The sequence below is a fragment of the Bacillus sp. YP1 genome (genome assembly GCF_000877815.1).
Classification (GTDB): Bacteria; Bacillota; Bacilli; order Bacillales; family Bacillaceae; genus Bacillus; species Bacillus subtilis.
On the sequence record NZ_CP010014.1, the window covers coordinates 728,098 to 752,324 of the forward strand.

The 24,227-nt window shown below is 44.8% G+C and carries 21 protein-coding genes and 1 pseudogene; 17 read left to right on the forward strand and 5 right to left on the reverse strand.

The features are described 5' to 3' along the window. The first annotated feature begins 6 nt into the window (after positions 1 to 6). On the forward strand, positions 7 to 3,663 hold the full coding sequence (gene yhcR / locus QF06_RS03535) for a sortase-dependent nonspecific endonuclease YhcR (RefSeq protein ID WP_082044603.1): 3,657 nt from the start codon (positions 7 to 9) through the stop codon (positions 3,661 to 3,663). Then, positions 3,660 to 4,256, forward strand: coding sequence for a sortase SrtA (gene srtA / locus QF06_RS03540; RefSeq protein ID WP_003233407.1), 597 nt, complete (start codon positions 3,660 to 3,662; stop codon positions 4,254 to 4,256). Before yhcR ends, srtA begins: the two co-directional genes overlap by 4 nt. A 29-nt stretch (positions 4,257 to 4,285) precedes the next feature. On the opposite strand, the gene QF06_RS03545 is transcribed toward srtA, so the two are convergent. Next, positions 4,286 to 5,194: an RluA family pseudouridine synthase gene (locus QF06_RS03545; protein ID WP_003233404.1), complete on the reverse strand. Its 909-nt coding sequence runs from the start codon at positions 5,192 to 5,194 to the stop codon at positions 4,286 to 4,288. A gap of 110 nt (positions 5,195 to 5,304) precedes the next feature. On the opposite strand from QF06_RS03545, the gene QF06_RS03550 reads away from it, so the two are divergent. From QF06_RS03550 to yhdA, 14 genes and pseudogenes are all read left to right on the forward strand, one after another. Next, positions 5,305 to 5,700 (forward strand): YhcU family protein, encoded by a 396-nt coding sequence (locus QF06_RS03550; RefSeq protein WP_003233401.1) that lies wholly within the window; start codon positions 5,305 to 5,307, stop codon positions 5,698 to 5,700. A gap of 136 nt (positions 5,701 to 5,836) precedes the next feature. Further along, positions 5,837 to 6,259 carry a CBS domain-containing protein gene (locus QF06_RS03555; protein ID WP_003245462.1) on the forward strand — a complete coding sequence of 141 codons (423 nt, stop codon included), beginning with the start codon at positions 5,837 to 5,839 and terminating at the stop codon, positions 6,257 to 6,259. A 127-nt stretch (positions 6,260 to 6,386) separates the two neighbouring features. Further along, entirely contained in the window at positions 6,387 to 7,049 is a 663-nt protein-coding gene (locus tag QF06_RS03560) for an HAD family hydrolase (RefSeq protein ID WP_043940087.1), read from the forward strand. Positions 7,050 to 7,064: 15 nt separating this feature from the next. Then, a complete protein-coding gene (locus QF06_RS03565) occupies positions 7,065 to 8,606 on the forward strand; it encodes a bifunctional GNAT family N-acetyltransferase/carbon-nitrogen hydrolase family protein (RefSeq protein ID WP_032725279.1) in 1,542 nt (513 codons plus the stop codon). Between the two features lie 168 nt (positions 8,607 to 8,774). Further along, positions 8,775 to 8,876 (forward strand): annotated as a pseudogene (locus QF06_RS22320) (AEC family transporter); the annotation flags it as partial. A gap of 145 nt (positions 8,877 to 9,021) precedes the next feature. Further along, positions 9,022 to 10,374, forward strand: coding sequence for an aspartate aminotransferase family protein (locus QF06_RS03570; protein WP_074794171.1), 1,353 nt, complete (start codon positions 9,022 to 9,024; stop codon positions 10,372 to 10,374). Between the two features lie 27 nt (positions 10,375 to 10,401). After that, positions 10,402 to 10,980: a glycerol uptake operon antiterminator GlpP gene (gene glpP / locus QF06_RS03575; RefSeq protein WP_003233388.1), complete on the forward strand. Its 579-nt coding sequence runs from the start codon at positions 10,402 to 10,404 to the stop codon at positions 10,978 to 10,980. 178 nt (positions 10,981 to 11,158) lie between these two features. Continuing rightward, entirely contained in the window at positions 11,159 to 11,983 is an 825-nt protein-coding gene (gene glpF, locus QF06_RS03580) for a glycerol uptake facilitator protein GlpF (RefSeq protein ID WP_003233386.1), read from the forward strand. A gap of 18 nt (positions 11,984 to 12,001) precedes the next feature. After that, entirely contained in the window at positions 12,002 to 13,492 is a 1,491-nt protein-coding gene (gene glpK, locus QF06_RS03585) for a glycerol kinase GlpK (protein WP_003233384.1), read from the forward strand. Between the two features lie 140 nt (positions 13,493 to 13,632). Next, a complete protein-coding gene (glpD, locus tag QF06_RS03590; RefSeq protein ID WP_041851039.1) occupies positions 13,633 to 15,300 on the forward strand; it encodes a glycerol-3-phosphate dehydrogenase in 1,668 nt (555 codons plus the stop codon). Positions 15,301 to 15,431: 131 nt separating this feature from the next. Further along, the gene (pgcA, locus tag QF06_RS03595; protein ID WP_041851038.1) at positions 15,432 to 17,177 is read left to right on the forward strand and encodes a phospho-sugar mutase; all 1,746 of its coding nucleotides are present in this window, start codon (positions 15,432 to 15,434) and stop codon (positions 17,175 to 17,177) included. A 148-nt stretch (positions 17,178 to 17,325) separates the two neighbouring features. Then, the gene (gene yhcY, locus QF06_RS03600) at positions 17,326 to 18,465 is read left to right on the forward strand and encodes a two-component system sensor histidine kinase YhcY (protein WP_041851037.1); all 1,140 of its coding nucleotides are present in this window, start codon (positions 17,326 to 17,328) and stop codon (positions 18,463 to 18,465) included. Beyond that, positions 18,462 to 19,109 (forward strand): two-component system response regulator YhcZ, encoded by a 648-nt coding sequence (gene yhcZ / locus QF06_RS03605; RefSeq protein ID WP_041851036.1) that lies wholly within the window; start codon positions 18,462 to 18,464, stop codon positions 19,107 to 19,109. The genes yhcY and yhcZ overlap by 4 nt, the downstream gene beginning before the upstream one ends. Next, entirely contained in the window at positions 19,106 to 19,630 is a 525-nt protein-coding gene (gene yhdA / locus QF06_RS03610; RefSeq protein ID WP_003244703.1) for an FMN-dependent NADPH-azoreductase, read from the forward strand. The genes yhcZ and yhdA overlap by 4 nt, the downstream gene beginning before the upstream one ends. Before the next feature lie 14 nt (positions 19,631 to 19,644). On the opposite strand, the gene QF06_RS03615 is transcribed toward yhdA, so the two are convergent. Beyond that, positions 19,645 to 19,887 (reverse strand): YhdB family protein, encoded by a 243-nt coding sequence (locus QF06_RS03615; protein WP_003233373.1) that lies wholly within the window; start codon positions 19,885 to 19,887, stop codon positions 19,645 to 19,647. A 200-nt stretch (positions 19,888 to 20,087) separates the two neighbouring features. Between QF06_RS03615 and QF06_RS03620 the strand changes: the two genes are divergently transcribed. Then, on the forward strand, positions 20,088 to 20,411 hold the full coding sequence (locus tag QF06_RS03620) for a YqzG/YhdC family protein (RefSeq protein ID WP_041851035.1): 324 nt from the start codon (positions 20,088 to 20,090) through the stop codon (positions 20,409 to 20,411). Positions 20,412 to 20,452: 41 nt separating this feature from the next. Here the strand turns inward: QF06_RS03620 and lytF are convergent, their stop codons facing one another. From lytF to QF06_RS03635, 3 genes are all read right to left on the reverse strand, one after another. Continuing rightward, positions 20,453 to 21,919: a peptidoglycan endopeptidase LytF gene (lytF, locus tag QF06_RS03625; RefSeq protein WP_041851034.1), complete on the reverse strand. Its 1,467-nt coding sequence runs from the start codon at positions 21,917 to 21,919 to the stop codon at positions 20,453 to 20,455. 153 nt (positions 21,920 to 22,072) lie between these two features. Continuing rightward, entirely contained in the window at positions 22,073 to 22,513 is a 441-nt protein-coding gene (nsrR, locus tag QF06_RS03630) for a nitric oxide-sensing transcriptional repressor NsrR (RefSeq protein WP_014476271.1), read from the reverse strand. A 106-nt stretch (positions 22,514 to 22,619) separates the two neighbouring features. Beyond that, a complete protein-coding gene (locus QF06_RS03635; protein ID WP_041851033.1) occupies positions 22,620 to 24,146 on the reverse strand; it encodes a mechanosensitive ion channel in 1,527 nt (508 codons plus the stop codon). Positions 24,147 to 24,227 lie beyond the last annotated feature (81 nt).

The window sequence follows — 24,227 nt, forward strand, 5'->3', positions numbered from 1 at the left end:
AATTATATGCTGTCTGTCGAAATGATAGACAGACAAAGTCATTGTCATTATGTGTATATTAAGGGAGGAAATATGATGAGGCGTATTCTGCATATTGTGTTGATCACGGCATTGATGTTCTTAAATGTAATGTACACGTGCGAAGCTGTAAAAGCAGCTGAACCGCAGCAGCCTATATCAGTTGAGAAGGCAATACAGCAAAAAGAAGGACAGGCGCTTATCGAAGGATATGCAGTCGGCCAGGCTGTTTCCCCACTGCATTATAAGTTGACAAGTCCTTTTTCAAATGATTATAATGTCGCGCTGGCAGACCGTAAAAACGAGACATCGCCTGATCACATCCTTCCTGTGCAAATCCCCTCCGCCTTCAGAAGCCAATTTGGGCTGCAAACCAATCCGCTTCTTCTTGGGAAAAAGATAACGGTTCAAGGAAAGCTTGAAAATTACTTTAACACGACAGGACTTAAAAACGTTCAGTCGATGAACGTAACCGATGACACGAAAACTCCGCCGGCTGAACAGCCAGTGACCATAAATGAAGCACGGGGAAGGCTGAATGAAGAAGTAACGATAAAAGGGATCATTACAGCTGATCAAAACGCAATCGGAGGCGGGAAGCTGTCGACCTTTTTGCAAGATGAAACCGGAGGCATTAACATTTATTCGCCATCCCCTGAACAATTTCCCGAATTAAAAGAGGGTATGGATGTCACGGTGACAGGGAAAATCACGTCTTACCAGGGGCTGAAAGAAATCGTTCCAAGCTCATCAGGCATCAAAATCAACCAGTCAAATCAATCCCTCCCCGCCCCCAAACACTTAACAATCAATGAACTTATTAACGGCAGCCTAGGTGATCAGTATGAAGGACGCCTTGTGAAACTAACCGCTTTTGTTTCCTCAATTCCAAGTTCTCCTGCCGGCGGCGGTTACAATGTAACAATGATTGATGACGACCATCATGCAATGACGCTCCGGGTTATGAATGAAACAGGGGTGATAGACGAGCTTGATGAGGGCAAATGGTATGACTTTACCGGTGTGTTAAGCAGATACCAAACCTTTCAGCTGCTTCCGCGAAAATCGGCTGACCTGAAGCTGCTTGAAGAGCAGCCTGCACCTCCGTCTGCGGAGGGAGAATATGAAGGGATTGTTGACCGGGTCGTTGACGGCGATACCATTCATCTCAAATCTCCGGTGCTTGGCACGACAAAAATCCGGTTTGTAAATGTAGATACACCCGAAACATATCACACACCAAAAAATGACGCAGATGAAAATCAATTAAGATTTGGCAAAAAAGCATCTGACTATCTAAAAACGGTTCTGTCCCCAGGTGATAAAATTACTGTCAAGGTCGGAAGTGAAGCCAAGGACAGCTATGGCAGACTTCTCGGACAAGTCATAACCGAATCAGGATCAAACGTGAACTTAGAGCTTGTGAAAAATGGATATGCTCCGACGTATTTTATTTGGCCGGTTGACAATGAAGAGGATTACCAGCAGTTTCAGGCCGCAGTAGCCACTGCAAAAAAAGACCAAAAAGGAATCTGGAATGAAAACGATCTGCTCATGGAAATGCCGTTTGAATTCAGAGCCAGAGAGCAAAGGAAAGGCTTGACAAGATATGTAGGGGATTCGTCGAATAAAACATATGTGCAGCCAGCTGACTGGAAGAAGGTAGCTGTGGAAAACAGAATTTTCTTCGCTTCAGCAAGTGAAGCGGAGAGCGCGGGATATAAAAAAAGGCAAACGGCACCTCAAGAACATGTGCCGCTTAGAATTCTCAGCATGAATGATTTGCATGGCAAAATTGATCAGCAATATGAGCTTGATCTTGATGGAAATGGAACTGTAGACGGCACGTTTGGACGCATGGATTATGCCGCCGCATATTTAAAAGAAAAAAAGGCTGAAAAGAAAAACTCGCTGATTGTGCACGCAGGAGATATGATCGGCGGAAGCTCTCCAGTTTCCTCTCTTCTTCAGGATGAACCGACTGTAGAACTGATGGAGGACATCGGATTTGATGTCGGAACCGTGGGAAACCACGAATTTGATGAAGGCACGGATGAACTGCTGAGGATCTTAAATGGCGGTGATCATCCGAAAGGCACAAGCGGTTATGATGGACAGAACTTTCCCCTTGTATGTGCCAATTGTAAAATGAAATCAACTGGAGAGCCCTTTTTGCCGGCTTATGACATCATAAATGTGGAGGGCGTACCCGTTGCTTTTATCGGAGTTGTCACACAGTCGGCAGCTGGCATGGTTATGCCTGAAGGAATAAAAAATATCAAGTTTACAGATGAAGCAACAGCGGTGAATAAGGCGGCCAAAGAGCTGAAGAAAAAAGGCGTGAAGGCCATCGCGGTTCTCGCACATATGTCAGCTGAACAAAACGGCAACGCCATTACCGGTGAGTCCGCTGATCTTGCAAACAAAACAGATTCTGAAATTGACGTGATTTTTGCCGCGCATAATCATCAGGTTGTTAACGGTGAAGTGAATGGAAAACTGATTGTTCAAGCGTTTGAATATGGAAAAGCGATAGGTGTCGTTGATGTAGAGATCGATAAAACGACAAAAGACATTGTCAAAAAGTCCGCGGAAATCGTATATGTTGATCAAAGTAAAATCGAACCGGATGTCAGCGCGTCAGACATTTTAAAGAAATACGAAACAATTGCGGAACCGATTATCAGCGAGGTAGTCGGCGAAGCCGCTGTTGATATGGAAGGGGGGGATTCAAATGACGGCGATACACCTCTTGGAAACCTGATTGCGGATGGTATGAGAACTGCCATGAAAACGGATTTTGCCCTTATGAATGGCGGCGGCATACGTGAAGCGCTGAAGAAGGGCCCAATTACGTGGGGAGATCTTTACAATATTCAGCCATTTGGAAATGTGTTAACGAAGCTTGAGATTAAAGGAAAAGATTTAAGAGAGATTATCAATGCTCAAATCTCGCCGGTTTTTGGGCCTGACTACAGCATCAGCGGGTTTACGTATACGTGGGATAAAGAAACCGGAAAAGCAGTTGATTTAAAAATGGCAGATGGCACCGAGATCCAGCCCGATGCCACATATACATTGACTGTCAACAACTTTATGGCGACGGCGACAGGGACCAAATATCAGCCAATCGGACTGCTGGGAAAAAATCCGGTGACAGGGCCTGAGGATTTGGAAGCGACAGTTGAGTACGTGAAAAGTTTTGATGAGCCAATTGCGTATACAAAAGAGGGAAGAATTAAGCTTGCTGAAGCCAGTGATATTGAAGACCCTGTAACAGAAGACCCTATTACGGAAGAGCCTGGAGATGATCCGGTGACGGAGGATCCGATTAAAGAGGATCCAAGGCCAGGTGAAGATTTGCCTGATATAAAAGAAACTCCGGGAACAGCACCGGTTCATCAGCTGCCGCCTTCAGCCATTTCGAGATTCAATGAAATACCAATCAACAACACAAAAAACGCTGATACTGCTAATAGCATCAGCACATTGCCGTTACGAAACGAGGGCGGGGAAAGCGGGTCTGAGCATCCGCTTCCAGATACATCAGCAAACTACTATAACTTTATCGTAATCGGTGCGGCGGTGACATTGTCAGGAACTTATCTATATGTCAGAAGAAAAAGGAGCGCCTCCAGAACGTGAAAAAAGTTATTCCACTATTCATCATTGCTGCCGGCCTATTGATCGCAGGCTATGGAGGCTTTAAATTGATCGATACGAATATGAAAACAGAACAGACATTAAAAGAAGCAAAACTGGCGGCTGAAAAGCCGCAGGAACTTTTGGGGACGAAAAATAGCACAGATCAAGCAAAGAACAAAGCATCATTTAAGCCTGAGACCGGCCAAGCGAGCGGCATTTTGGAAATACCGAAAATCAATGCAGAGCTTCCGATCGTGGAGGGCACTGATGCTGATGATTTAGAAAAAGGTGTCGGGCATTACAAGGACAGCTATTATCCTGATGAAAACGGACAAATTGTGCTGTCGGGGCATCGGGATACCGTGTTTCGCCGGACGGGAGAGCTGGAAAAGGGGGATCGGCTCCGCATTCTCCTGTCATATGGAGAATTCACATATGAAATTGTAAAAACAAAAATTGTCGATAAGGATGACACATCTATTATCACGCTCCAGCATGAAAAGGAAGAGCTGATTCTGACGACCTGTTATCCGTTTTCATACGTCGGAAATGCCCCGAAGCGCTATATTATATATGGAAAACGAGTGACTTAAAAAGCCGAGGCAGTGCCTGCGGCTTTTCTTCATGAAAAATATGTGCGACAAAGGTTTTTCATATCAGCAGGGAAAGGGGCTTCAGCAACTATGAGCTCGTCTGTTATCGGGTGAACCGCTTGTACTTTATTGGCGTGCAGTGCCTGCCTGTTTAGCAGCTTGCTCCCGCCTCCGTAAAGCGAGTCTCCTGTCAACGGATGGCCGAGGCTCGCCAGATGAACACGGATTTGGTGTGTTCTGCCTGTTTCCAGCTCTAATTCAACGAGCGACAGCCGTTCTTTCGCATTGCTGGCCATTACCTTGAAATGAGTGACGGCTGTTTGCCCGCCTGGTGAAACCCGGCGTCTTGTCGGGTGTGATCGGTCTCTGCCGATTGGTGAATTAATTGTCCCTTTTTTCGTCCGTAGCTTACCTTCAGCGATGGCGGTATACGTACGCTTCAGCGTCTTTTTCTCTAACTGCTGGTCTAAGATGGCGTGTGCCAAACGATGCTTGGCAAAAACGATAGCGCCAGATGTATCCTGATCAAGACGATGGACGTGGCGCACCTTACATGTTTCGCCATTTATCTGATAATGATACGCGATCAAATTAGCCAGTGTGCCGGTCTGCCCATCCTCATTCGGATGCGTCGCGATGCCAGCGGGTTTATTGACGATGAGCATATGATTGTCCTCATATAAAATATCAAGCTCGCCATACTCCGGAATGACCGAAGATGCTTCACTTTCCTGAAGATCAATGAACACACGGTCTCCCTTTTTTACAATCATATTGTTTAAGACGGATTCGTGATTGACCTTTATCTGTTGATGGGACATCCAGTCTTGTATCACTGGTTTAGAAGCTTTGAGCGCTGTTTTGAGTACGGAAAACAGCCATTGGCCGTCCTGTTTTTCATTGATGAGGATCTCAAGCCCTCTGCCTTTTTGGTTCATGTTAAATGGCTCCTTTTCGAAGCGGAAGGCTGCTGTTTCTCATAGGAAACACTTACCTTAGCTTTCGCGTTTTTTTCTGTGCTATTCTTGAGTAAGACTTAGGATATTCGATGGCAAGAAAGGTGATTGACGTGAGAATTGTGAACGCAGCAACTGCAGAACAGGAGAGCTTTATCAAGGAGCTGTCTATGGAGCTGATCCATGATGTATTTCCTCTTTATTTCTCCGAACTGGACATTCAGCGCTTTAAAAAGAAAGGCGTTCTGTCTTTAAATAACCATTATTACCAAGGAACATTAAAAGAAGCATTTCAAATTATGGCTTGTCTGCAAATGATACATATTATCCTGACCAAGCCTTCGCCGCACTCTGATTTGAGTGATCAGGCGATTTTTGAAAAAAACAGCAAGATGCTGAATGATTTTGGGATTTATTTTCCGTTTGCTTTTTCTGACTTTCAAAAGAAGACTAACAAAGCCTTTTTCGGTCAAAGAAGGCTGATATAATCATGTGGCAAGAGCTTTTCTATTTTTAGAAAAGCTCTTTTTGTATCAGAGAAATCATATCATAAAACCTTTCCTCTAACTCCCTTTTTAAACGGCTCGTGTCTGAACATACTAATGATTGAAAGGGGTGCTGACAATGAGTTCAGTTAAAGATACAATGACAACGCAGGTGGCAACCGTTTCTCCGAATCAAACGATTCAGGAAGCGGCTTCTCTAATGAAACAGCATAACGTCGGGGCGATCCCCGTTGTAGAGCAAGGTGTTTTAAAAGGAATGCTGACTGACCGTGACATTGCATTAAGAACTACAGCTCAGGGCCGTGATGGCCAGACACCCGTTTCAGAAGTGATGTCAACAGAACTCGTATCAGGAAACCCTAATATGAGTCTGGAAGACGCGTCGCAGCTGATGGCCCAGCACCAAATCCGCCGCCTTCCTATTGTAGATCAAAACAATCTAGTCGGGATCGTTGCGCTTGGAGACCTGGCAGTCAATCAGATGTCGAACGAGTCTGCGGGATCAGCGCTGACAAACATTTCTCACCAAAACATTCATTAATAAGAAAGAGCTTGCAGTGTGCAGGCTCTTTCTTCACATAAAACCTTACTTTTTGAAAGCAGACTTGTTTCGGGGTATAGTTGAGTGTATACATATGTCTCAATTCGGACTAAAGGAGTTGTACCCAGTGATTAAAGCGTTAATTTTTGATTTTGACGGGCTTATTCTAGATACAGAAACACACGAATATGAGGTTCTTCAGGAAATATTTGAAGAGCACGGCTCAGTGCTGCCGCTATCTGTCTGGGGGAAGGTCATCGGAACTGCTGCGGGTTTCCGGCCATTTGACTATTTAGAAGAGCAGATCGGGAAAAAGCTGAACCATGAAGAGCTCACACAATTGAGAAGAGAGCGGTTCGCCAAACGCATGGAAACAGAAAAAGCGAGACCTGGTGTCGAAGCGTATTTGAATGCGGCAAAGGATTTAGGCTTAAAAATAGGCCTTGCCTCCAGCTCTGATTATAAATGGGTTTCCGGCCATTTGAAGCAAATCGGCCTGTTTGATGATTTTGAAGTTATTCAAACGGCTGATGATGTGGAAGAGGTGAAGCCGAATCCTGAACTCTATTTATTGGCGGCAAAGAACCTCGGGGTATCGCCAGCGGAATGTCTCGCGTTTGAGGATTCTGTCAATGGTTCGATTGCTGCGAAACGTGCAGGCATGAAGTGTGTCATTGTCCCGAATAAAGTAACGGGTACCTTGATGTTTGAAGACTATGATCACAGGCTTGAATCAATGACGGAGATGGAGCTCGCCCTATTGCTTGATCATCTGAACTCACAAAACTAGAAAGGAGCGAGTAGGTTGTCTGAGAAATTAGATTTGACCCGGTTTGAAAAGAAAATGGTTATCCGCAATATCGAAGAGAAAGACATCGACAAGATTATCGATCTTCAAAAGGACTGCTTTCCAGGAATGGAGCCTTGGAAGCGGGAGCATTTAATCAGCCATTTGGAGCATTTTCCAGAAGGGCAGTTTTGTGCAGAATTCGAAGGTGAAATTATCGGTTCGTGCTCAAGTCTCCTGATTAACTTTGATGAATATGATGACCGTCATACATGGCAGGACATTACAGATGACGGTTATATCACCAACCATAATCCTGACGGCTTGAATATGTATGGAATTGAAGTCATGGTGGACCCGAAGTACAGACGAATGAAGATTGGCCACCGTTTGTACGAGGCGAGAAAGGACTTAGCCAGACGCTTAAACCTGAAAAGCATCATCATAGGCGGACGGATTCCAAACTATCACAAATATGCAGAGGAAATGACAGCGAGAGAGTATGTTGAACAGGTGACACGCCACCAAATTTACGATCCGGTTCTTTCTTTTCAGCTGATGAACGGCTTTACCCTTATGCGAATTAACCCGAACTATCTCCCGGATGATACAGCTTCGATCAAGTATGCGACGCTGATGGAATGGAATAATGTGGATTATCTACCGCAGCAGACAAAACGCTATTATAAATCGGCGTTCCCTGTTAGAATTTGTGTGATCCAATACGAAATGAAGAAAATTTATTCCTTTGAGGAATTTGCGAATCAAGTAGAATACTATGTCGATGTTGCTTCCGATGCAAGATCTGATTTTGCGGTGTTCCCGGAAATTTTTACAACCCAGCTGATGTCCTTCCTTGAGGAACGGTCACCGAGCTTGGCGGTGCAGAGAATTACCGAGTATACAGAAGATTACATCAGCCTGTTTACTGACTTGGCTGTGAAGTATAACGTCAACATTATCGGCGGATCTCATTTCGTCGAAGAGGAAGGCAAGATCTATAATATCGCTTACCTGTTCAGACGGGACGGAACGATCGAGAAGCAATACAAACTCCATATTACGCCGAATGAACGCAAATGGTGGGGGATCAGCGCAGGAGACCAAGTTCGCGTGTTTGATACGGACTGCGGGAAAATCGCGATCCAGATCTGTTATGACATTGAATTTCCTGAGCTTGCCCGGATTGCGGCTGATAAAGGAGCCAAAATCATCTTTACGCCATTTTGTACAGAAGACCGTCAAGGCTATCTGCGTGTCAGATACTGTTCGCAGGCTAGAGCGGTTGAAAATCAAATTTATACGGTTATCTCTGGAACGGTCGGAAACCTTCCGCAAACGGAAAACATGGATATCCAATACGCCCAGTCAGGCATCTTTGCCCCGTCTGATTTTGAATTCGCTCGTGACGGCATTGTCGGCGAAACAAACCCGAATATTGAAATGGTCGTCATCGGCGATGTTGACCTGGAAATTCTCAGAAGACAGCGCCAAAACGGTACAGTGCGCCAGCTAAAAGACAGACGGCGTGATATTTATCATATTCAATATAAAAAATAATTCCCAAAAAACCCGCCTGAATTGGCGGGTTTTTTAAAACAAAAGCGTAATTGTTTAGGTGCTATCTTTAAAATAAAAGTAGGTAGTGGAGGTGCCTTATGGAGTTTCTGTATTTTCGCCATTTCCTATATCATACAGAAAACGGCTAGGCTTCACATTGCTATTGCAATGGCTGTCCAAGTTGTTTCGAGTGCGACCTTTATCAGTACGATGCTGAGCATTGCCACTTTGCCTGTTTTGCTTTGGAAGCTGCATCCTCTTTCTTCTTGAGAAAGGGGATGTTTTATTATTTACGCGGTTTATTGACTCTGACCCGGTCTGGCTTTATATTGAAGGCAGGGAAATCATCACCAAGACATCACATAAAGAGAAGGTCTGTTTCAATTGAATTGGCATTATAGGGAACGCTAATGAAATGGAGATGATGGGGATGGAAAACATTCAGCAAAATCAGGGATTAAAGCAAAAAGATGAGCAATTTGTGTGGCATGCCATGAAGGGAGCGCATCAAGCGGACAGCCTGATAGCCCAGAAGGCCGAGGGGGCCTGGGTAACCGACATAGACGGACGCCGCTATTTGGATGCGATGTCCGGTTTGTGGTGCGTCAACATTGGTTACGGCAGAAAGGAGCTTGCGGAGGCTGCCTATGAGCAACTAAAGGAGCTGCCTTACTACCCGTTAACGCAAAGTCACGCACCCGCAATTCAACTGGCGGAAAAGCTGAATGAATGGCTTGGCGGCGATTATGTTATCTTTTTTTCCAACAGCGGATCGGAAGCAAACGAAACTGCTTTTAAAATTGCCCGCCAGTACCATCTGCAAAACGGCGACCACAGCCGTTATAAATTCATCTCAAGATATCGGGCATACCACGGCAATACATTGGGAGCGCTCTCAGCTACCGGACAGGCGCAGCGGAAATATAAATACGAGCCTTTGAGCCAAGGGTTCCTGCATGCAGCTCCGCCAGATATATACCGGAATCCTGATGATGCAGACACGCTTGAAAGCGCAAATGAAATCGACCGCATCATGACATGGGAATTAAGCGAAACGATTGCCGGGGTCATTATGGAGCCCATCATTACAGGCGGAGGCATCCTAATGCCGCCGGACGGATATATGAAGAAGGTGGAGGACATTTGCCGGCGCCACGGAGCCCTTTTGATTTGCGATGAAGTGATCTGCGGGTTTGGACGGACAGGCGAGCCGTTCGGGTTTATGCACTACGGTGTGAAGCCTGATATCATTACGATGGCAAAGGGAATCACAAGCGCGTATCTGCCATTGTCAGCGACTGCTGTGAAACGGGACATTTTCGAAGCGTATCAGGGGGAAGCTCCTTATGACCGTTTCCGCCACGTGAACACGTTCGGCGGAAGCCCGGCTGCCTGTGCCTTGGCGTTGAAAAACCTGCAAATTATGGAGGACGAACAGCTGATTCAGCGATCCCGCGATCTTGGAGCAAAGCTTTTAGGTGAGCTTCAACCTCTGAGAGAACATCCGGCAGTCGGAGATGTTAGAGGAAAAGGGCTGCTGATTGGAATCGAACTCGTCAAAGATAAATTGACTAAAGAGCCGGCTGATGCCGCCAAAGTAAACCAAGTGGTTGCGGCGTGCAAAGAAAAAGGGCTGATCATCGGCAAAAACGGCGATACAGTCGCCGGCTACAACAATGTCATCCAGCTTGCGCCGCCATTTTGCCTGACAGAAGAGGACCTTTCCTTTATCGTGAAAACGGTGAAAGAAAGCTTTCAAACGATATAATATAAAAGTGATTTATTAAAGGAGCACATGATGAGTTTTCACAACCAGCCGATTTTACCGGCTATTCGCAATATGAAGCAATTTGATGAGTTTTTGAACAGTTCGTTCTCTTACGGTGTTATTCTTGATATTCATCTTGGCCAGCTGAAGGGCGTGATCAAAGAAGCGCAAAAGCACGGAAAGAACATGATGGTGCACGTCGATCTCATTCAAGGGATTAAGCATGACGAATACGGTGCGGAATTTATATGTCAGGATATCAAGCCCGCTGGGATTATTTCCACAAGATCGAATGTGATTGCCAAAGCGAAGCAGAAGAAAATTTATGCCATTCAGCGCCTGTTTTTGCTTGATACAAGCGCGATGGAAAAAAGCATGGAGTTTATCGGCAAGCATAAGCCTGACTTCATCGAAGTGCTTCCCGGCATCGTTCCGTCACTCATTCAGGAAATAAAAGAGAAAACAGGGATTCCCATCTTTGCCGGGGGTTTCATCCGTACGGAAGAGGATGTAGAGCAGGCATTGAAAGCGGGGGCTGTAGCTGTCACAACATCTAATACCAAATTGTGGAAAAAATATGAAAACTTTTTGACGGAAAGTGATTGACACCGCTTTCATGCACTGATACAATTGCACTAGGTTAATACATTGTGATGGAGAACTCGGAGACCACAGCAGCTCTTTACGGCAAATGTTTATGCACCCGTAAAGCGGTTTGTTGTGGTTTTTTTATTCTCTTCTTCTCTATCATGCTTTTTAATCGTGACTTTAGGAGGAATGTGCTATGACAGCATTTTGGGGAGAAGTCATCGGTACGATGCTGCTTATCATTTTTGGTGCAGGTGTTTGTGCAGGTGTCAATTTAAAGAAATCGCTTTCATTCCAGTCTGGCTGGATTGTTGTTGTATTTGGATGGGGATTGGGTGTTGCGATGGCGGCATACGCGGTTGGCGGCATCAGCGGTGCCCATTTGAATCCGGCGCTAACGATAGCGCTTGCATTTGTAGGAGATTTTCCTTGGAAAGAGGTTCCGGTTTATATTGCGGCGCAAATGATCGGAGCGATCATCGGTGCGGTGATTATCTATCTGCACTACCTCCCGCACTGGAAGTCAACGGATGATCCCGCTGCCAAGCTGGGTGTTTTCTCAACAGGGCCCAGCATTCCGCATACATTTGCAAACGTTTTAAGCGAAGTGATTGGGACATTTGTCCTTGTGCTTGGAATCTTGGCCATTGGGGCAAATCAATTTACAGAAGGACTTAATCCTTTAATCGTCGGTTTCCTCATTGTAGCAATCGGTATTTCTCTGGGAGGCACCACCGGCTATGCTATCAATCCTGCACGTGACTTAGGTCCGCGGATAGCCCACGCTTTTCTTCCGATTCCGGGGAAGGGCTCATCAAACTGGAAATACGCATGGGTTCCGGTAGTCGGCCCGATTTTAGGCGGATCATTCGGCGGTGTATTTTACAACGCTGCATTTAAAGGGCACATCACAAGCAGCTTCTGGATTGTAAGCGTTATATTGGTTGTGGTATTGTTAGGACTCTATGTTTATACGAAATCACATTCTGCTAAAACATTATCAAATTCTAAATATATTTAATCAAAGGGGAGACATCTTATGGAAACGTACATTTTATCCTTAGATCAGGGGACGACAAGTTCAAGAGCGATTCTGTTTAATAAAGAAGGCAAAATTGTCCACTCTGCTCAAAAGGAATTTACACAATACTTCCCGCATCCTGGCTGGGTTGAGCATAATGCCAATGAAATTTGGGGCTCTGTCCTCGCGGTTATCGCCTCAGTCATCTCTGAATCAGGAATCAGCGCTTCTCAAATTGCCGGCATCGGCATCACGAACCAGCGCGAGACGACGGTTGTGTGGGATAAAGATACAGGAAGTCCTGTCTATAATGCAATCGTTTGGCAGTCCAGACAGACGTCCGGCATTTGTGAGGAACTTCGTGAAAAAGGATATAATGATAAATTCAGAGAAAAAACTGGGCTTTTAATCGATCCATACTTCTCCGGCACGAAGGTGAAGTGGATTTTAGACAATGTGGAAGGCGCGAGAGAAAAAGCGGAAAAAGGCGAGCTGCTGTTTGGAACGATTGATACGTGGCTCATTTGGAAAATGTCAGGCGGAAAAGCGCATGTGACCGATTACTCCAATGCCTCAAGAACACTGATGTTTAATATTTACGATTTAAAATGGGACGATGAACTGCTCGACATTCTAGGCGTACCGAAATCCATGCTCCCTGAAGTGAAGCCGTCCTCTCATGTGTATGCGGAGACTGTTGATTATCACTTCTTCGGAAAAAATATCCCGATTGCTGGAGCGGCAGGTGACCAGCAGTCCGCGCTGTTCGGCCAGGCATGCTTTGAAGAAGGCATGGGGAAAAACACATACGGCACAGGATGTTTCATGCTGATGAATACCGGGGAAAAAGCAATTAAGTCCGAACACGGGCTTTTGACAACAATTGCTTGGGGCATTGACGGAAAAGTGAACTATGCGTTAGAAGGAAGCATTTTTGTCGCTGGCTCTGCCATCCAGTGGCTTAGAGACGGATTGAGAATGTTCCAGGACTCTTCGCTTAGCGAATCTTATGCAGAGAAAGTGGATTCAACTGACGGCGTGTATGTTGTTCCGGCCTTTGTCGGACTGGGCACGCCTTACTGGGACAGTGATGTGCGCGGTTCGGTTTTCGGCCTGACAAGAGGGACAACAAAAGAGCACTTTATCCGTGCGACACTGGAGTCATTGGCTTATCAGACAAAAGATGTGCTTGACGCAATGGAAGCAGATTCAAACATTTCATTAAAGACGCTTCGTGTAGACGGAGGAGCTGTGAAAAACAATTTCCTAATGCAGTTCCAAGGAGACCTGTTGAATGTTCCTGTGGAGCGCCCGGAAATTAATGAAACGACTGCACTTGGCGCGGCTTATTTGGCGGGTATCGCTGTGGGATTCTGGAAGGACCGTTCTGAAATCGCGAACCAGTGGAATCTGGATAAACGGTTTGAGCCTGAATTAGAAGAAGAAAAACGAAATGAGCTGTATAAAGGCTGGCAAAAAGCCGTGAAAGCAGCTATGGCTTTCAAATAAAGTAATACTATGGTATAATGGTTACAAGTTAATAAGAACGGTCCTGAGATGAGGAGAGACCACAGCACCAAAGTGTAAGCATGCACTTTGGCTGTTGTGGTCTCTTTTTCTATTTACCGTGACAACAAGGAGGAAACGTAATGATGAAACATCAATTTTCAAGTCTTGAAAGAGATCGCATGCTGACAGACATGACGAAAAAAACATATGACCTATTTATTATCGGAGGAGGAATTACAGGAGCCGGAACAGCTCTTGACGCGGCATCAAGGGGAATGAAGGTCGCACTAAGCGAAATGCAGGACTTTGCGGCGGGAACATCAAGCCGATCAACGAAGCTGGTACATGGCGGCTTGCGCTATTTAAAACAATTTGAAGTGAAAATGGTCGCTGAGGTAGGAAAAGAGCGGGCGATTGTGTATGAAAACGGCCCGCATGTCACTACACCGGAATGGATGCTGCTGCCGTTTCATAAAGGCGGCACATTCGGTTCATTTACAACATCTATCGGGTTACGAGTGTATGACTTCCTTGCAGGTGTGAAAAAGTCAGAACGAAGAAGCATGCTTACAGCAAAAGAAACGCTGCAAAAAGAGCCTTTGGTAAAAAAAGACGGCTTAAAAGGCGGCGGGTACTATGTGGAATACCGCACTGACGATGCGAGACTGACCATCGAAGTCATGAAGGAAGCGGTGAAATTCGGGGCAGAGCCTGTGAATTACTCCAAAGTGAAGGAGCTTCTTTACGAAAAAGGCAAAGCCGTCGGCGTATTAATTGAAGATGTGCTGACAAAGAAAGAATATAAAGTGTATGCGAAAAAAATTGTCAATGCTACAGGCCCTTGGGTCGATCAGCTCAGAGAAAAAGACCATTCGAAAAACGGAAAGCATTTGCAGCATACAAAAGGCATTCACCTTGTATTTGACCAGTCTGTCTTTCCGCTGAAACAGGCTGTATATTTCGATACACCTGATGGCCGGATGGTATTTGCGATTCCTCGTGAAGGCAAAACATACGTGGGAACAACAGACACTGTTTACAAAGAGGCGCTGGAGCATCCGCGGATGACAACGGAGGATCGTGATTATGTCATCAAATCAATCAATTACATGTTCCCGGAACTGAATATCACTGCGAATGACATCGAATCCAGCTGGGCGGGGCTGCGTCCGCTGATTCATGAAGAAGGCAAAGATCCTTCTGAAATTTCACGGAAAGACGAGATTTGGACATCTGACTCAGGCCTGATCACCATTGCCGGCGGAAAACTGACTGGATACAGAAAAATGGCGGAGCACATCGTTGATCTTGTCCGTGATCGCTTAAAAGAAGAGGGCGAAAAGGATTTTGGACCATGTAAAACGAAAAACATGCCAATCTCTGGCGGGCACGTCGGCGGTTCGAAAAATCTTATGTCCTTCGTTACCGCGAAAACAAAAGAAGGAATTGCAGCCGGTTTATCAGAAAAAGACGCAAAACAGCTTGCGATCAGATACGGCTCTAACGTAGATCGCGTCTTTGACCGGGTAGAAGCGCTGAAAGATGAGGCCGCGAAACGCAACATTCCGGTTCATATTCTTGCTGAGGCAGAATACAGTATAGAAGAAGAGATGACTGCAACTCCTGCTGACTTCTTTGTCCGCAGAACGGGACGTTTATTTTTTGATATCAATTGGGTAAGAACATATAAAGATGCCGTTATTGATTTTATGAGCGAGCGATTCCAATGGGATGAGCAGGCGAAAAACAAACATACAGAAAACCTCAACAAACTTTTACACGATGCGGTCGTACCGCTTGAGCAATAAATCATAACGGGCTGTCTGCAGCCCGTTATTTCTTTTTACGTGCCGAAAGTGCCAGATCTCAGGTTATCAAGTGACAGAGGCACCCGCTTCATATAAAATAATGGCATAAGCTGATACATAGGAGGACGAATATGACTTGGAGAAAGAGCTATGAACGCTGGAAACAGACAGAACATTTAGATCCGGAATTAAAAGAGCGCCTTATTGAATTAGAAGGAGATGAACAGGCCCTTGAGGACTGTTTCTATAAAGACCTTGAATTCGGTACCGGCGGAATGCGCGGGGAAATCGGCGCCGGGACAAATCGGATGAATATTTACACTGTGCGCAAAGCATCGGCCGGGTTTGCGGCATACATCTCGAAGCAAGGTGAGGAAGCGAAAAAACGGGGCGTTGTCATTGCTTATGATTCCCGCCATAAATCTCCGGAGTTCGCGATGGAAGCGGCAAAAACACTTGCGACACAAGGCATCCAAACATACGTGTTTGATGAGCTTCGCCCGACGCCAGAGCTGTCATTCGCTGTCAGACAGCTGAACGCTTATGGTGGAATTGTGGTAACGGCAAGCCATAACCCGCCTGAATATAACGGCTACAAAGTATACGGGGATGATGGCGGCCAGCTGCCTCCAAAGGAAGCGGACATCGTCATTGAGCAGGTAAACGCGATTGAAAATGAGCTGACGATCACAGTGGACGAAGAAAATAAGTTAAAAGAAAAAGGCTTAATCAAAATCATCGGTGAAGATATTGATAAAGTTTATACAGAAAAACTGACGTCGATTTCTGTACATCCTGAATTATCGGAAGACGTAGATGTAAAGGTTGTTTTCACACCGCTGCATGGAACTGCAAATAAACCGGTCAGACGCGGACTTGAAGCACTCGGCTACAAAAATGTAACGGTTGTCAAAGAACAGGAACTGCCGGATTCAAACTTCTCCACTGTTACATCGCCAAACCCGGAAGAGCATGCGGCATTCGAATATGCCATTAAGCTTGGGGAGGAGCAGAATGCAGATATTCTCATCGCGACAGATCCTGATGCTGACCGCCTTGGCATCGCGGTGAAAAACGATCAAGGCAAATATACAGTGCTGACAGGAAACCAAACCGGAGCGCTGCTGCTTCATTACCTGCTTTCTGAAAAGAAAAAACAAGGTATCCTGCCTGATAACGGTGTTGTTCTCAAAACGATCGTCACAAGCGAAATCGGCCGTGCTGTAGCTTCTTCATTCGGCCTTGATACGATTGATACGCTGACAGGCTTTAAGTTTATCGGTGAAAAGATTAAGGAATACGAGGCATCAGGCCAGTATACCTTCCAATTCGGTTATGAAGAGAGCTACGGTTATTTAATCGGGGATTTTGCCCGCGATAAGGACGCCATTCAGGCTGCGCTTTTGGCAGTTGAAGTTTGCGCGTTCTATAAAAAACAGGGAATGTCATTGTATGAGGCGCTCATCAATCTCTTTAACGAGTATGGTTTCTATCGTGAAGGGCTGAAATCCCTGACGCTGAAAGGCAAACAAGGAGCAGAGCAAATTGAAGCGATTCTTGCTTCCTTCAGACAAAATCCGCCGCAGAAAATGGCGGGCAAACAGGTTGTCACAGCAGAAGATTACGCTGTAAGCAAACGGACGCTTCTGACTGAAAGCAAAGAAGAAGCCATCGACTTGCCAAAATCAAATGTATTGAAATACTTCCTGGAAGACGGGTCTTGGTTCTGTCTTCGTCCTTCAGGAACTGAGCCGAAGGTGAAATTTTATTTCGCCGTAAAAGGGTCATCTTTGGAAGACAGTGAACAGCGTCTTGCCTCCCTTTCTGAAGATGTAATGAAGACGGTGGATGAAATTGTTGAGTCAACAGCAAAATAATTCAAGTATGAGCTGGGTCATTGTAAATGATCCGGCTTTTTCTTTTTCTCATCCAAAAGTCTGAAAGAAAATCATCCTACAAGTGAAGTAATGAAATACAAAAAACTGGTATAATCTTAAATACAAGATCAATGCCGGAGTGAGAAACGTGAGCAAAACGAGGATGGAAAAATTAAAAACGCTGAAAACGATTGCGGAAACCTTAAATCAAGGGCACGATATCAAAGCAACACTGGATGAGGTTTTAAAAGAGTTGCTGAGTCTGACAAACCTTCAATCCGGATGGATTTTTCTGATCGAAGAAGATGGGTCTTATACGTTAGCGGCCGACGCTTATCTGCCCCCGGCTTTAAGCCGCAAGGAAAAAGTGCTGATGTGCGAAGGGGAGTGTTACTGTCTGACGAAATTCAATAACGGAGGGCTTAGAAAGGCTGCAAATATCATGAACTGCAAACGCATCGAATCAGCAGAAAACCTGCATTGTTTTGACACAGAAGGGATTACGCATCATGCAACTGTGCCTTTAGAAGACGGGGACAGAAGATTCGGATTGTTAAATGTAGCGGCGGCCGGAAAAACCATGTTTGATGAGGAAGAGCTGCATTTACTCGAGTCTGTCGCCTTTCAGATCGGAACGGCAATCCAGCGTATGAGGCTTTCTGAATATCAACAAAAAAATGCTCTTTTAATGGAGCGTAACCGCCTCGCTCAGGAGCTTCACGATTCAGTCAATCAAATGCTGTTTTCCGTCAGTTTAACTGCCAAAGCTGCGAAGACACTAACAAAAGATGAAAATTTACAGCAGATGATTGATTTCATCCAAAACCTATCACAGGACGCGCTCGCAGAAATGAAAGCGTTAATTTGGCAGCTTCGCCCCGGAGGATTGGAAAAAGGGCTGGCTGAAGCCATTAAAAGCTATGGTGCGCTCATTGGATTGAAGATCATTTTTACACAAAAAGGCTGTCCTGTTCTGACTGATGAGCAGGAGCATATGCTATGGCGTGTCGTACAGGAAGCTTTAAATAACTGCAAAAAGCATGCCGGAACGGATACGGCGTATGTTAGTCTGACTGCTTCTTTGTGCCATGCGAAGCTGGATATCATCGATCATGGGGCAGGATTTCGCTATGAAGCGCATGCCGGTCTGCCTTCACTTGGCATAAAAGGTATGAAAGAGCGAGCGGAAAAAGCCGGAGCTAAGTTTTGGATTGAGTCAGCGCTTGGAACTGGAACAAAGCTGTCCATCAGGCTTCCGCTAACAAGCCGAAAAGGAGGGGCGGTATGAAAATTGTAATTGCTGATGATCATCATGTTGTCAGAAAGGGTCTGCGTTTTTTCTTTGCCACCCAGGATGATATTGAAGTTGTCGGAGAAGCTGCAACCGGAATAGAAGCTCTCCGTGTCATCGAAGAGACAAAGCCGGATCTTGTGCTAATGGATCTGTCTATGCCCGAGATGGACGGCATTCAAGCCATTAAAAAAGCAATACAGCAATTTCCGGAGACGAATATCATTGTGCTAACGAGCTACTCTGATCAGGAGCACGTCATCCCCGCGCTTCAGGCAGGCGCGAAGGCGTATCAATTAAAGGATACGGAGCCCGAGGAATTGGTGAAAACACTAAGACAAGTGCATGCTGGCGAATACAAGCTTTCTAAAGCTATTATGCCCCATGTGCTGACACATATGAAAAATCAGCACGACCCGGAAAAAGAAAAATACTATCAATTAACAAGAAGGGAAAAAGACGTTCTGACTGAAATAGCAAACGGGAAAAGCAATAAAGAAATCGCAGCAGCCTTGTTTATTTCAGAAAAAACAGTAAAAACCCATGTATCGAATCTTTTAGCAAAACTTGAAGTGGCCGACCGCACGCAAGCAGCGCTTTTCGCAGTGAAATATAATCTGAATGGAGAGATCTCGAAATGAACATGTTAGTCATAAATGGCACGCCTAGAAAACATGGCAGAACAAGAATTGCAGCATCCTATATTGCAGCTCTGTATCACACGGATTTGATTGATCTAAGCGAGTTTGTATTGCCCGTTTTTAACGGTGAAGCGGAACAATCTGAACTGTTGAAAGTACAGGAGCTTAAGCAACGCGTTACGAAAGCGGATGCGATTGTATTATTATCGCCTGAATATCACAGCGGCATGAGCGGCGCTTTAAAAAATGCCTTGGATTTTCTAAGCAGCGAACAATTCAAATATAAGCCCGTTGCATTATTGGCAGTAGCGGGAGGCGGAAAAGGCGGCATCAATGCGCTGAACAATATGAGAACTGTGATGCGGGGTGTCTACGCCAATGTCATTCCGAAGCAGCTGGTGCTTGATCCGGTGCATATTGATGTTGAAAATGCTACAGTGGCTGAAAACATTAAGGAAAGCATAAAAGAGCTTGTCGAAGAACTCAGCATGTTCGCAAAAGCAGGAAATCCCGGCGTCTAAACGCCGGGATTTGTTTATGTGAGAAGGGCTATTTGATCTTCATAAGTCAGCTCTGTGGCATGATCAATATATCGGAGAAGGGAATACAGCATCTTTTCTAAAACGGCGTAATCCTGTTCAAAATGATACGCATGCAGAAAATGCTCAATTCGTTTTGATAACAAATCGTCCTCTGTACGCACCATTAAAATTAATAAATTATCCCATTGAGAACGATGGGTGTAATAAAGCGCTTTATCGTAATCGGCATAATCCATGAATCGCTTCTCCTTTCTTGGGTGAGAAGTTCATGATTAGTTTATGCCGCATCCTCTGTTATTGACGGGGCAAAACTTGCCGTCTGCGTCAGTAAAGGGGTAGCAATATGAGGGAGACATAAAATCAAAATGCCTGAATGAAGATATCGCTTTTGGTAAACCTATGAGGGAATATATTCTGGGTACAGGAGACTGAAAAAATGAAATCCCTGCCGTATACCATCGCGCTTCTTTTTTGCGGATTGATTATCGTGTCAATGGCTGCAAAAGGTCATTCAACGGACACAGACGAGTCCGTTCAAAAGTGGGAACAGCTTGCCTGGAGCAAAATTCAGGATGAATATAAGGGCGCTTCATTTTCTGATTATGCTTATATGGGGCGTACAGAGGTGAATGATCAGCAGACGAAAGATGTCTTTCGGGTGACAGTCAGACAGAAAGATGACACTTTTTCTGTTCGGGCCGAAGTCTATTTTTATCCGGTGACAAATCATATGATCAGCATCAACGTCTTTAGGCTCTAATAAAAAACTGTACAGCCGTTAAGGCCGCACAGTTTCTGTTTTTAGAAATATCGTTTTGCACCGAGATAGCGCTGTTTCCAGTAAGAGTTGTTCATATTGGAAATGACAACTCCGGAATCGTTGGCATTTATGAATTCCCCGTTGCCTAGGTAAATTCCGACGTGGGAAGGGCCGGCTTTATATGTTGTAAAGAAAACAAAATCTCCGACAGCAGGCTGGCTAACTGATTTCATTGTGTTCCAATATCCCGCTGCCGTTAATCTAGATACGGATGTGACTTTGTTCAGTACATAGTAAATGAATCCGCTGCAGTCAAACCCGGACGGTGTCGTGCCTCCCCAGCGATACGGAACCCCAAGCTGCGCTTTAGCGGCCGAAATCATTGTGTTAATCTTCGCACTCGTTGAGCTGGTGGTGTTTGAAGAACCGGATGAAGACGATGATGAAGCTTTTCCGGAAATGACCAGCTTTTGGCCAACCTGCAAGACATCCGTTTTTAAATTGTTTTTCTCACGAATCTGCTGAGCTGTTACATTAAATTTTTGTGCAATCACCCATAAGGAATCACCGCTTTTCACCGTGTATGTAGTCGTCGTGCCGGAGCTTGCATTTGACGAAGAAGAAGACGACGATGAAGAGCCTGAAGATGCTTTACCTGTCAGCTTCAATACTTGTCCAACGTAAAGCACATCTGATTTCAGATTGTTGATATTTCGGATTTGCTGTACAGTCAGGTTATAGTTGTTTGCGATTTTCCAAAGTGAATCACCGCTTTTAACGGTATATTTAGTTGTTGCTGAAGTTTGGTTCGATTTGGATGAATTGTCTTTAGAAGACGTATCAGAGCCGCTTGATTTTGTTTTCAACACCTGATTCACGTAAATGGTGTCTGATTTTAAGTTGTTCAAGACCTTCAACTCAGCGATGGACATATTGACTTTGTTTGCAATTTTCCAAAGTGAATCTCCAAGCTGCACCTTATATGTTCCCGTAGAAGATGAAGAACTTGAACTCTTATTAGAACTGTTTTTTGAACTGGAGCTTGAACTCTTATTAGAGTTGCTTTTTTTACTGGAACTAGAGCTTGAAGAAACTGTACCGGACACCTTTAATTTCTGCCCAGCACGAATTAAATCGCTGCTTAGTCCGTTTAATTTTTTCAGTTCCTGCACGGTCATTTTAAACTCATTTGCGATCAGCCAAAGTGAATCTCCGCTTTTCACTGTGTAAACAGAACTTCCGCTCTTCTTGGTTGTTGAGCTCGAAGTAGATGAAGAAGTGCTGGATTTGCTGCCTGGAATAGTAAGCGTCTGGCCGATCGACAGAACAGTAGTCGAAAGATGATTGGCGGATGTGAGGGCCGCCACACTTGTGTTATAGGTTTGGGCCAGTTTCCATAAAGAATCTCCGCTTTTGACCTTAATCGTTGCTGCTTCAGCTGGTGTCACTACTAAAGTTGTGCCGACAATCGCAGATGCTGTCAGCCCTGCTGCTAATTTCTTTTTCATCTTAGCTCTCCTTTTTCCCCCAATGATTTTGCATTTGCTGTTTCTTTTTTATATCGGCACATTTGTCTCATCGTTTTGCCTTTTTATAAAATTAGCCATATTATCTTAACAATAAGGGGGAAAAAGGGCATAAAAAAAAGAAGGAATCTTGATTCATTCCTTCATTTTTAAAAGCTTCATGATATCTTCTTTGTTTTTGACGAGGTCGCGCAGTGTGTATCTGTCTAAAACTGCGAGGTAGGCCAAAAGCGCTTCATTCAGCACATGTTTTAAGCCGCACACCGGGGAAATAACGCAGAGATTCTTGTTCGCATCAAAACATTCAACAATATTAAAATCGTCCTCCGTTTTTCTGACAACCTCACCGATGTTGATGTCTTCAGGGTCCATGCCTAATCGTATGCCGCCGCCCCGTCCGCGTATCGTTTCTACGTAGCCGAGCTGGCCGAGCCTGTATATGACTTTCATGAGATGATTTTTTGAAATAGAATACGTTTCGGCAATCTGTTTTATATTTGAAAGTTCTCCGGGACGCTCTGCAGCCAGAAAAATCAACACTCTTAATGAATAATCTGTATAATTGGTTAACTTCATAATAAGACCTCAGAATAAGACATTTTCTATATCTTATCATAATCGATTGAAAAATGAAAAAAAAGGAATTAAAAAACATGCACCCAGCTGGGTGCACGTTTTTTGCTTACATGTCATTCGGCGGATTTTGGTTTTTACGGTTTTTTTCGATTTCTGTGTTTTGCATTTTGCGTTCAAATGTAGACAGATAGCGTGATGCAAAATCCTTACCGCCAAGGCCGAAGGATAAACCGAAAGCGAGTGCGAAGCCGCTAAGTACGATGATGAACGCGGAATTGACGATTGTCGCAGCGACACCAAGCTGATCCAGGGCCATAAAGAAAGCAAGTGCGATAATCGTATATTTAGCAATAGGCGCTAAAGACTTGAATTCCTGGCCTTTTATCATGCTTGAGAGCACTTTTCTCACCAATTCTCCTGCGTAAAGGCCGAGTCCGAGAATGAATACTGCGACAAGGACATTCGGCAGATACGCGATGATGCCAGTGGCAATTTCTACGAGGAAGTGCAACCGAACAATTTGAAGCGCCTCAGCTGTAAAGAGCAGAATGACAATGATTTGCGCAATCATACCAACAACTTGAGACAAGGACAGCTTTGCAGGCGTTCCTGCTTCCATGCCCATTTTCCCTAAGACAGAATCAAAGCCTGCGCGATGGAGCAGTCCGGACACCATGGATTTCACCCATTTTCCTGCCCAGATACCCGCTAATACAAGCACGATGGCAATTATGATGTTCGGAAGCATGTTTAAAATCGTATTCAGCATAGAGACAGCTGGTTTTGAAATGCCGGCGACATCCAGCTGATCAAGCGCTGAAATGACCACCGGAATCATAATGAGCACATAAGCAATTGTTCCGATGACTGCTGAAAGGCTTGTGTCTTTTAAGTAAATTGATAAACCCATACGTGCCGCGAATCTTTCCGTGCCGATGCTTGCAAGGAAATTCGTAATGATATCACGGACAAGGCGGGCAACAAGCCAGCCGATTAATACGATAAGCGCCGCTGCAAATAATTTCGGCAGAAAAGCGAGCACGCTTTCCATCATATTTGTAAAAGGACCTGAAATGCCGCTGATTTTCAAAGAAGATAAGACCCCCGGCAGAAAAACAAGCAGCACGAGATAAAAGACAATTTGTGAAGCGGTATTGACAGCCTGGTGAATATCTTTTCCTTCAGACACCAAATTCCACTTGCGCAGTTTGTCACTCGTGTTCAGCTTCATCCCGATTTTTTTGACAAGGAAGCTTAAAACAGAGGCTGCAGCCCATCCTAACAGCAGAATGAGTCCGGCTTTCAGCACGCTTGGGATCGCAGCTGCAATCGCCGAAAGCATACTGACAAACGGCGATGCCACTGTTGTCAGGTGCAAAATGTTAAAGAATAAAATAAAGACGATGATCAGTGCGATAAAATAAACGACCTTGCTTATCACTTTTTCTGAGGAATAGCGTGAAGGCTTTTTCCCAGCAAAGAGCTTGTCGTCGATTTTTGTTTTGCTGAGTCCTTTGTATACCGCTTTTTCAATGATTTTAGCAATAGCCCAGCCGATTAATAAGACGAGTAAAGCAATGATTACGTTTGGCAGCTTACTGAGATAAGAAGAAAGCACGTCTGCTACATTCAATTGGTATCGCTCCTTTTTCGTAGTATGGTGTGTGTTTACCCACTGATCCAATAAGCAAACAGATGAATGTGCCGGGGGAAT

Coding starts and splice junctions, on each gene's coding strand:
- yhcR (WP_082044603.1), top strand. CDS start 7: ATGCTGTCTGTCGAAATGATAGACAGACAAAGTCATTGTCATTATGTG.
- glpF (WP_003233386.1), top strand. CDS start 11,159: ATGACAGCATTTTGGGGAGAAGTCATCGGTACGATGCTGCTTATCATT.
- QF06_RS03620 (WP_041851035.1), top strand. CDS start 20,088: ATGAAATCCCTGCCGTATACCATCGCGCTTCTTTTTTGCGGATTGATT.
- QF06_RS03570 (WP_074794171.1), top strand. CDS start 9,022: ATGGAGATGATGGGGATGGAAAACATTCAGCAAAATCAGGGATTAAAG.
- glpK (WP_003233384.1), top strand. CDS start 12,002: ATGGAAACGTACATTTTATCCTTAGATCAGGGGACGACAAGTTCAAGA.
- glpP (WP_003233388.1), top strand. CDS start 10,402: ATGATGAGTTTTCACAACCAGCCGATTTTACCGGCTATTCGCAATATG.
- nsrR (WP_014476271.1), bottom strand. CDS start 22,513: ATGAAGTTAACCAATTATACAGATTATTCATTAAGAGTGTTGATTTTT.
- QF06_RS03555 (WP_003245462.1), top strand. CDS start 5,837: ATGAGTTCAGTTAAAGATACAATGACAACGCAGGTGGCAACCGTTTCT.
- QF06_RS03615 (WP_003233373.1), bottom strand. CDS start 19,887: ATGGATTATGCCGATTACGATAAAGCGCTTTATTACACCCATCGTTCT.
- yhdA (WP_003244703.1), top strand. CDS start 19,106: ATGAACATGTTAGTCATAAATGGCACGCCTAGAAAACATGGCAGAACA.
- yhcZ (WP_041851036.1), top strand. CDS start 18,462: ATGAAAATTGTAATTGCTGATGATCATCATGTTGTCAGAAAGGGTCTG.
- lytF (WP_041851034.1), bottom strand. CDS start 21,919: ATGAAAAAGAAATTAGCAGCAGGGCTGACAGCATCTGCGATTGTCGGC.
- glpD (WP_041851039.1), top strand. CDS start 13,633: ATGATGAAACATCAATTTTCAAGTCTTGAAAGAGATCGCATGCTGACA.
- pgcA (WP_041851038.1), top strand. CDS start 15,432: ATGACTTGGAGAAAGAGCTATGAACGCTGGAAACAGACAGAACATTTA.
- QF06_RS03545 (WP_003233404.1), bottom strand. CDS start 5,194: ATGAACCAAAAAGGCAGAGGGCTTGAGATCCTCATCAATGAAAAACAG.
- QF06_RS03550 (WP_003233401.1), top strand. CDS start 5,305: ATGGCAAGAAAGGTGATTGACGTGAGAATTGTGAACGCAGCAACTGCA.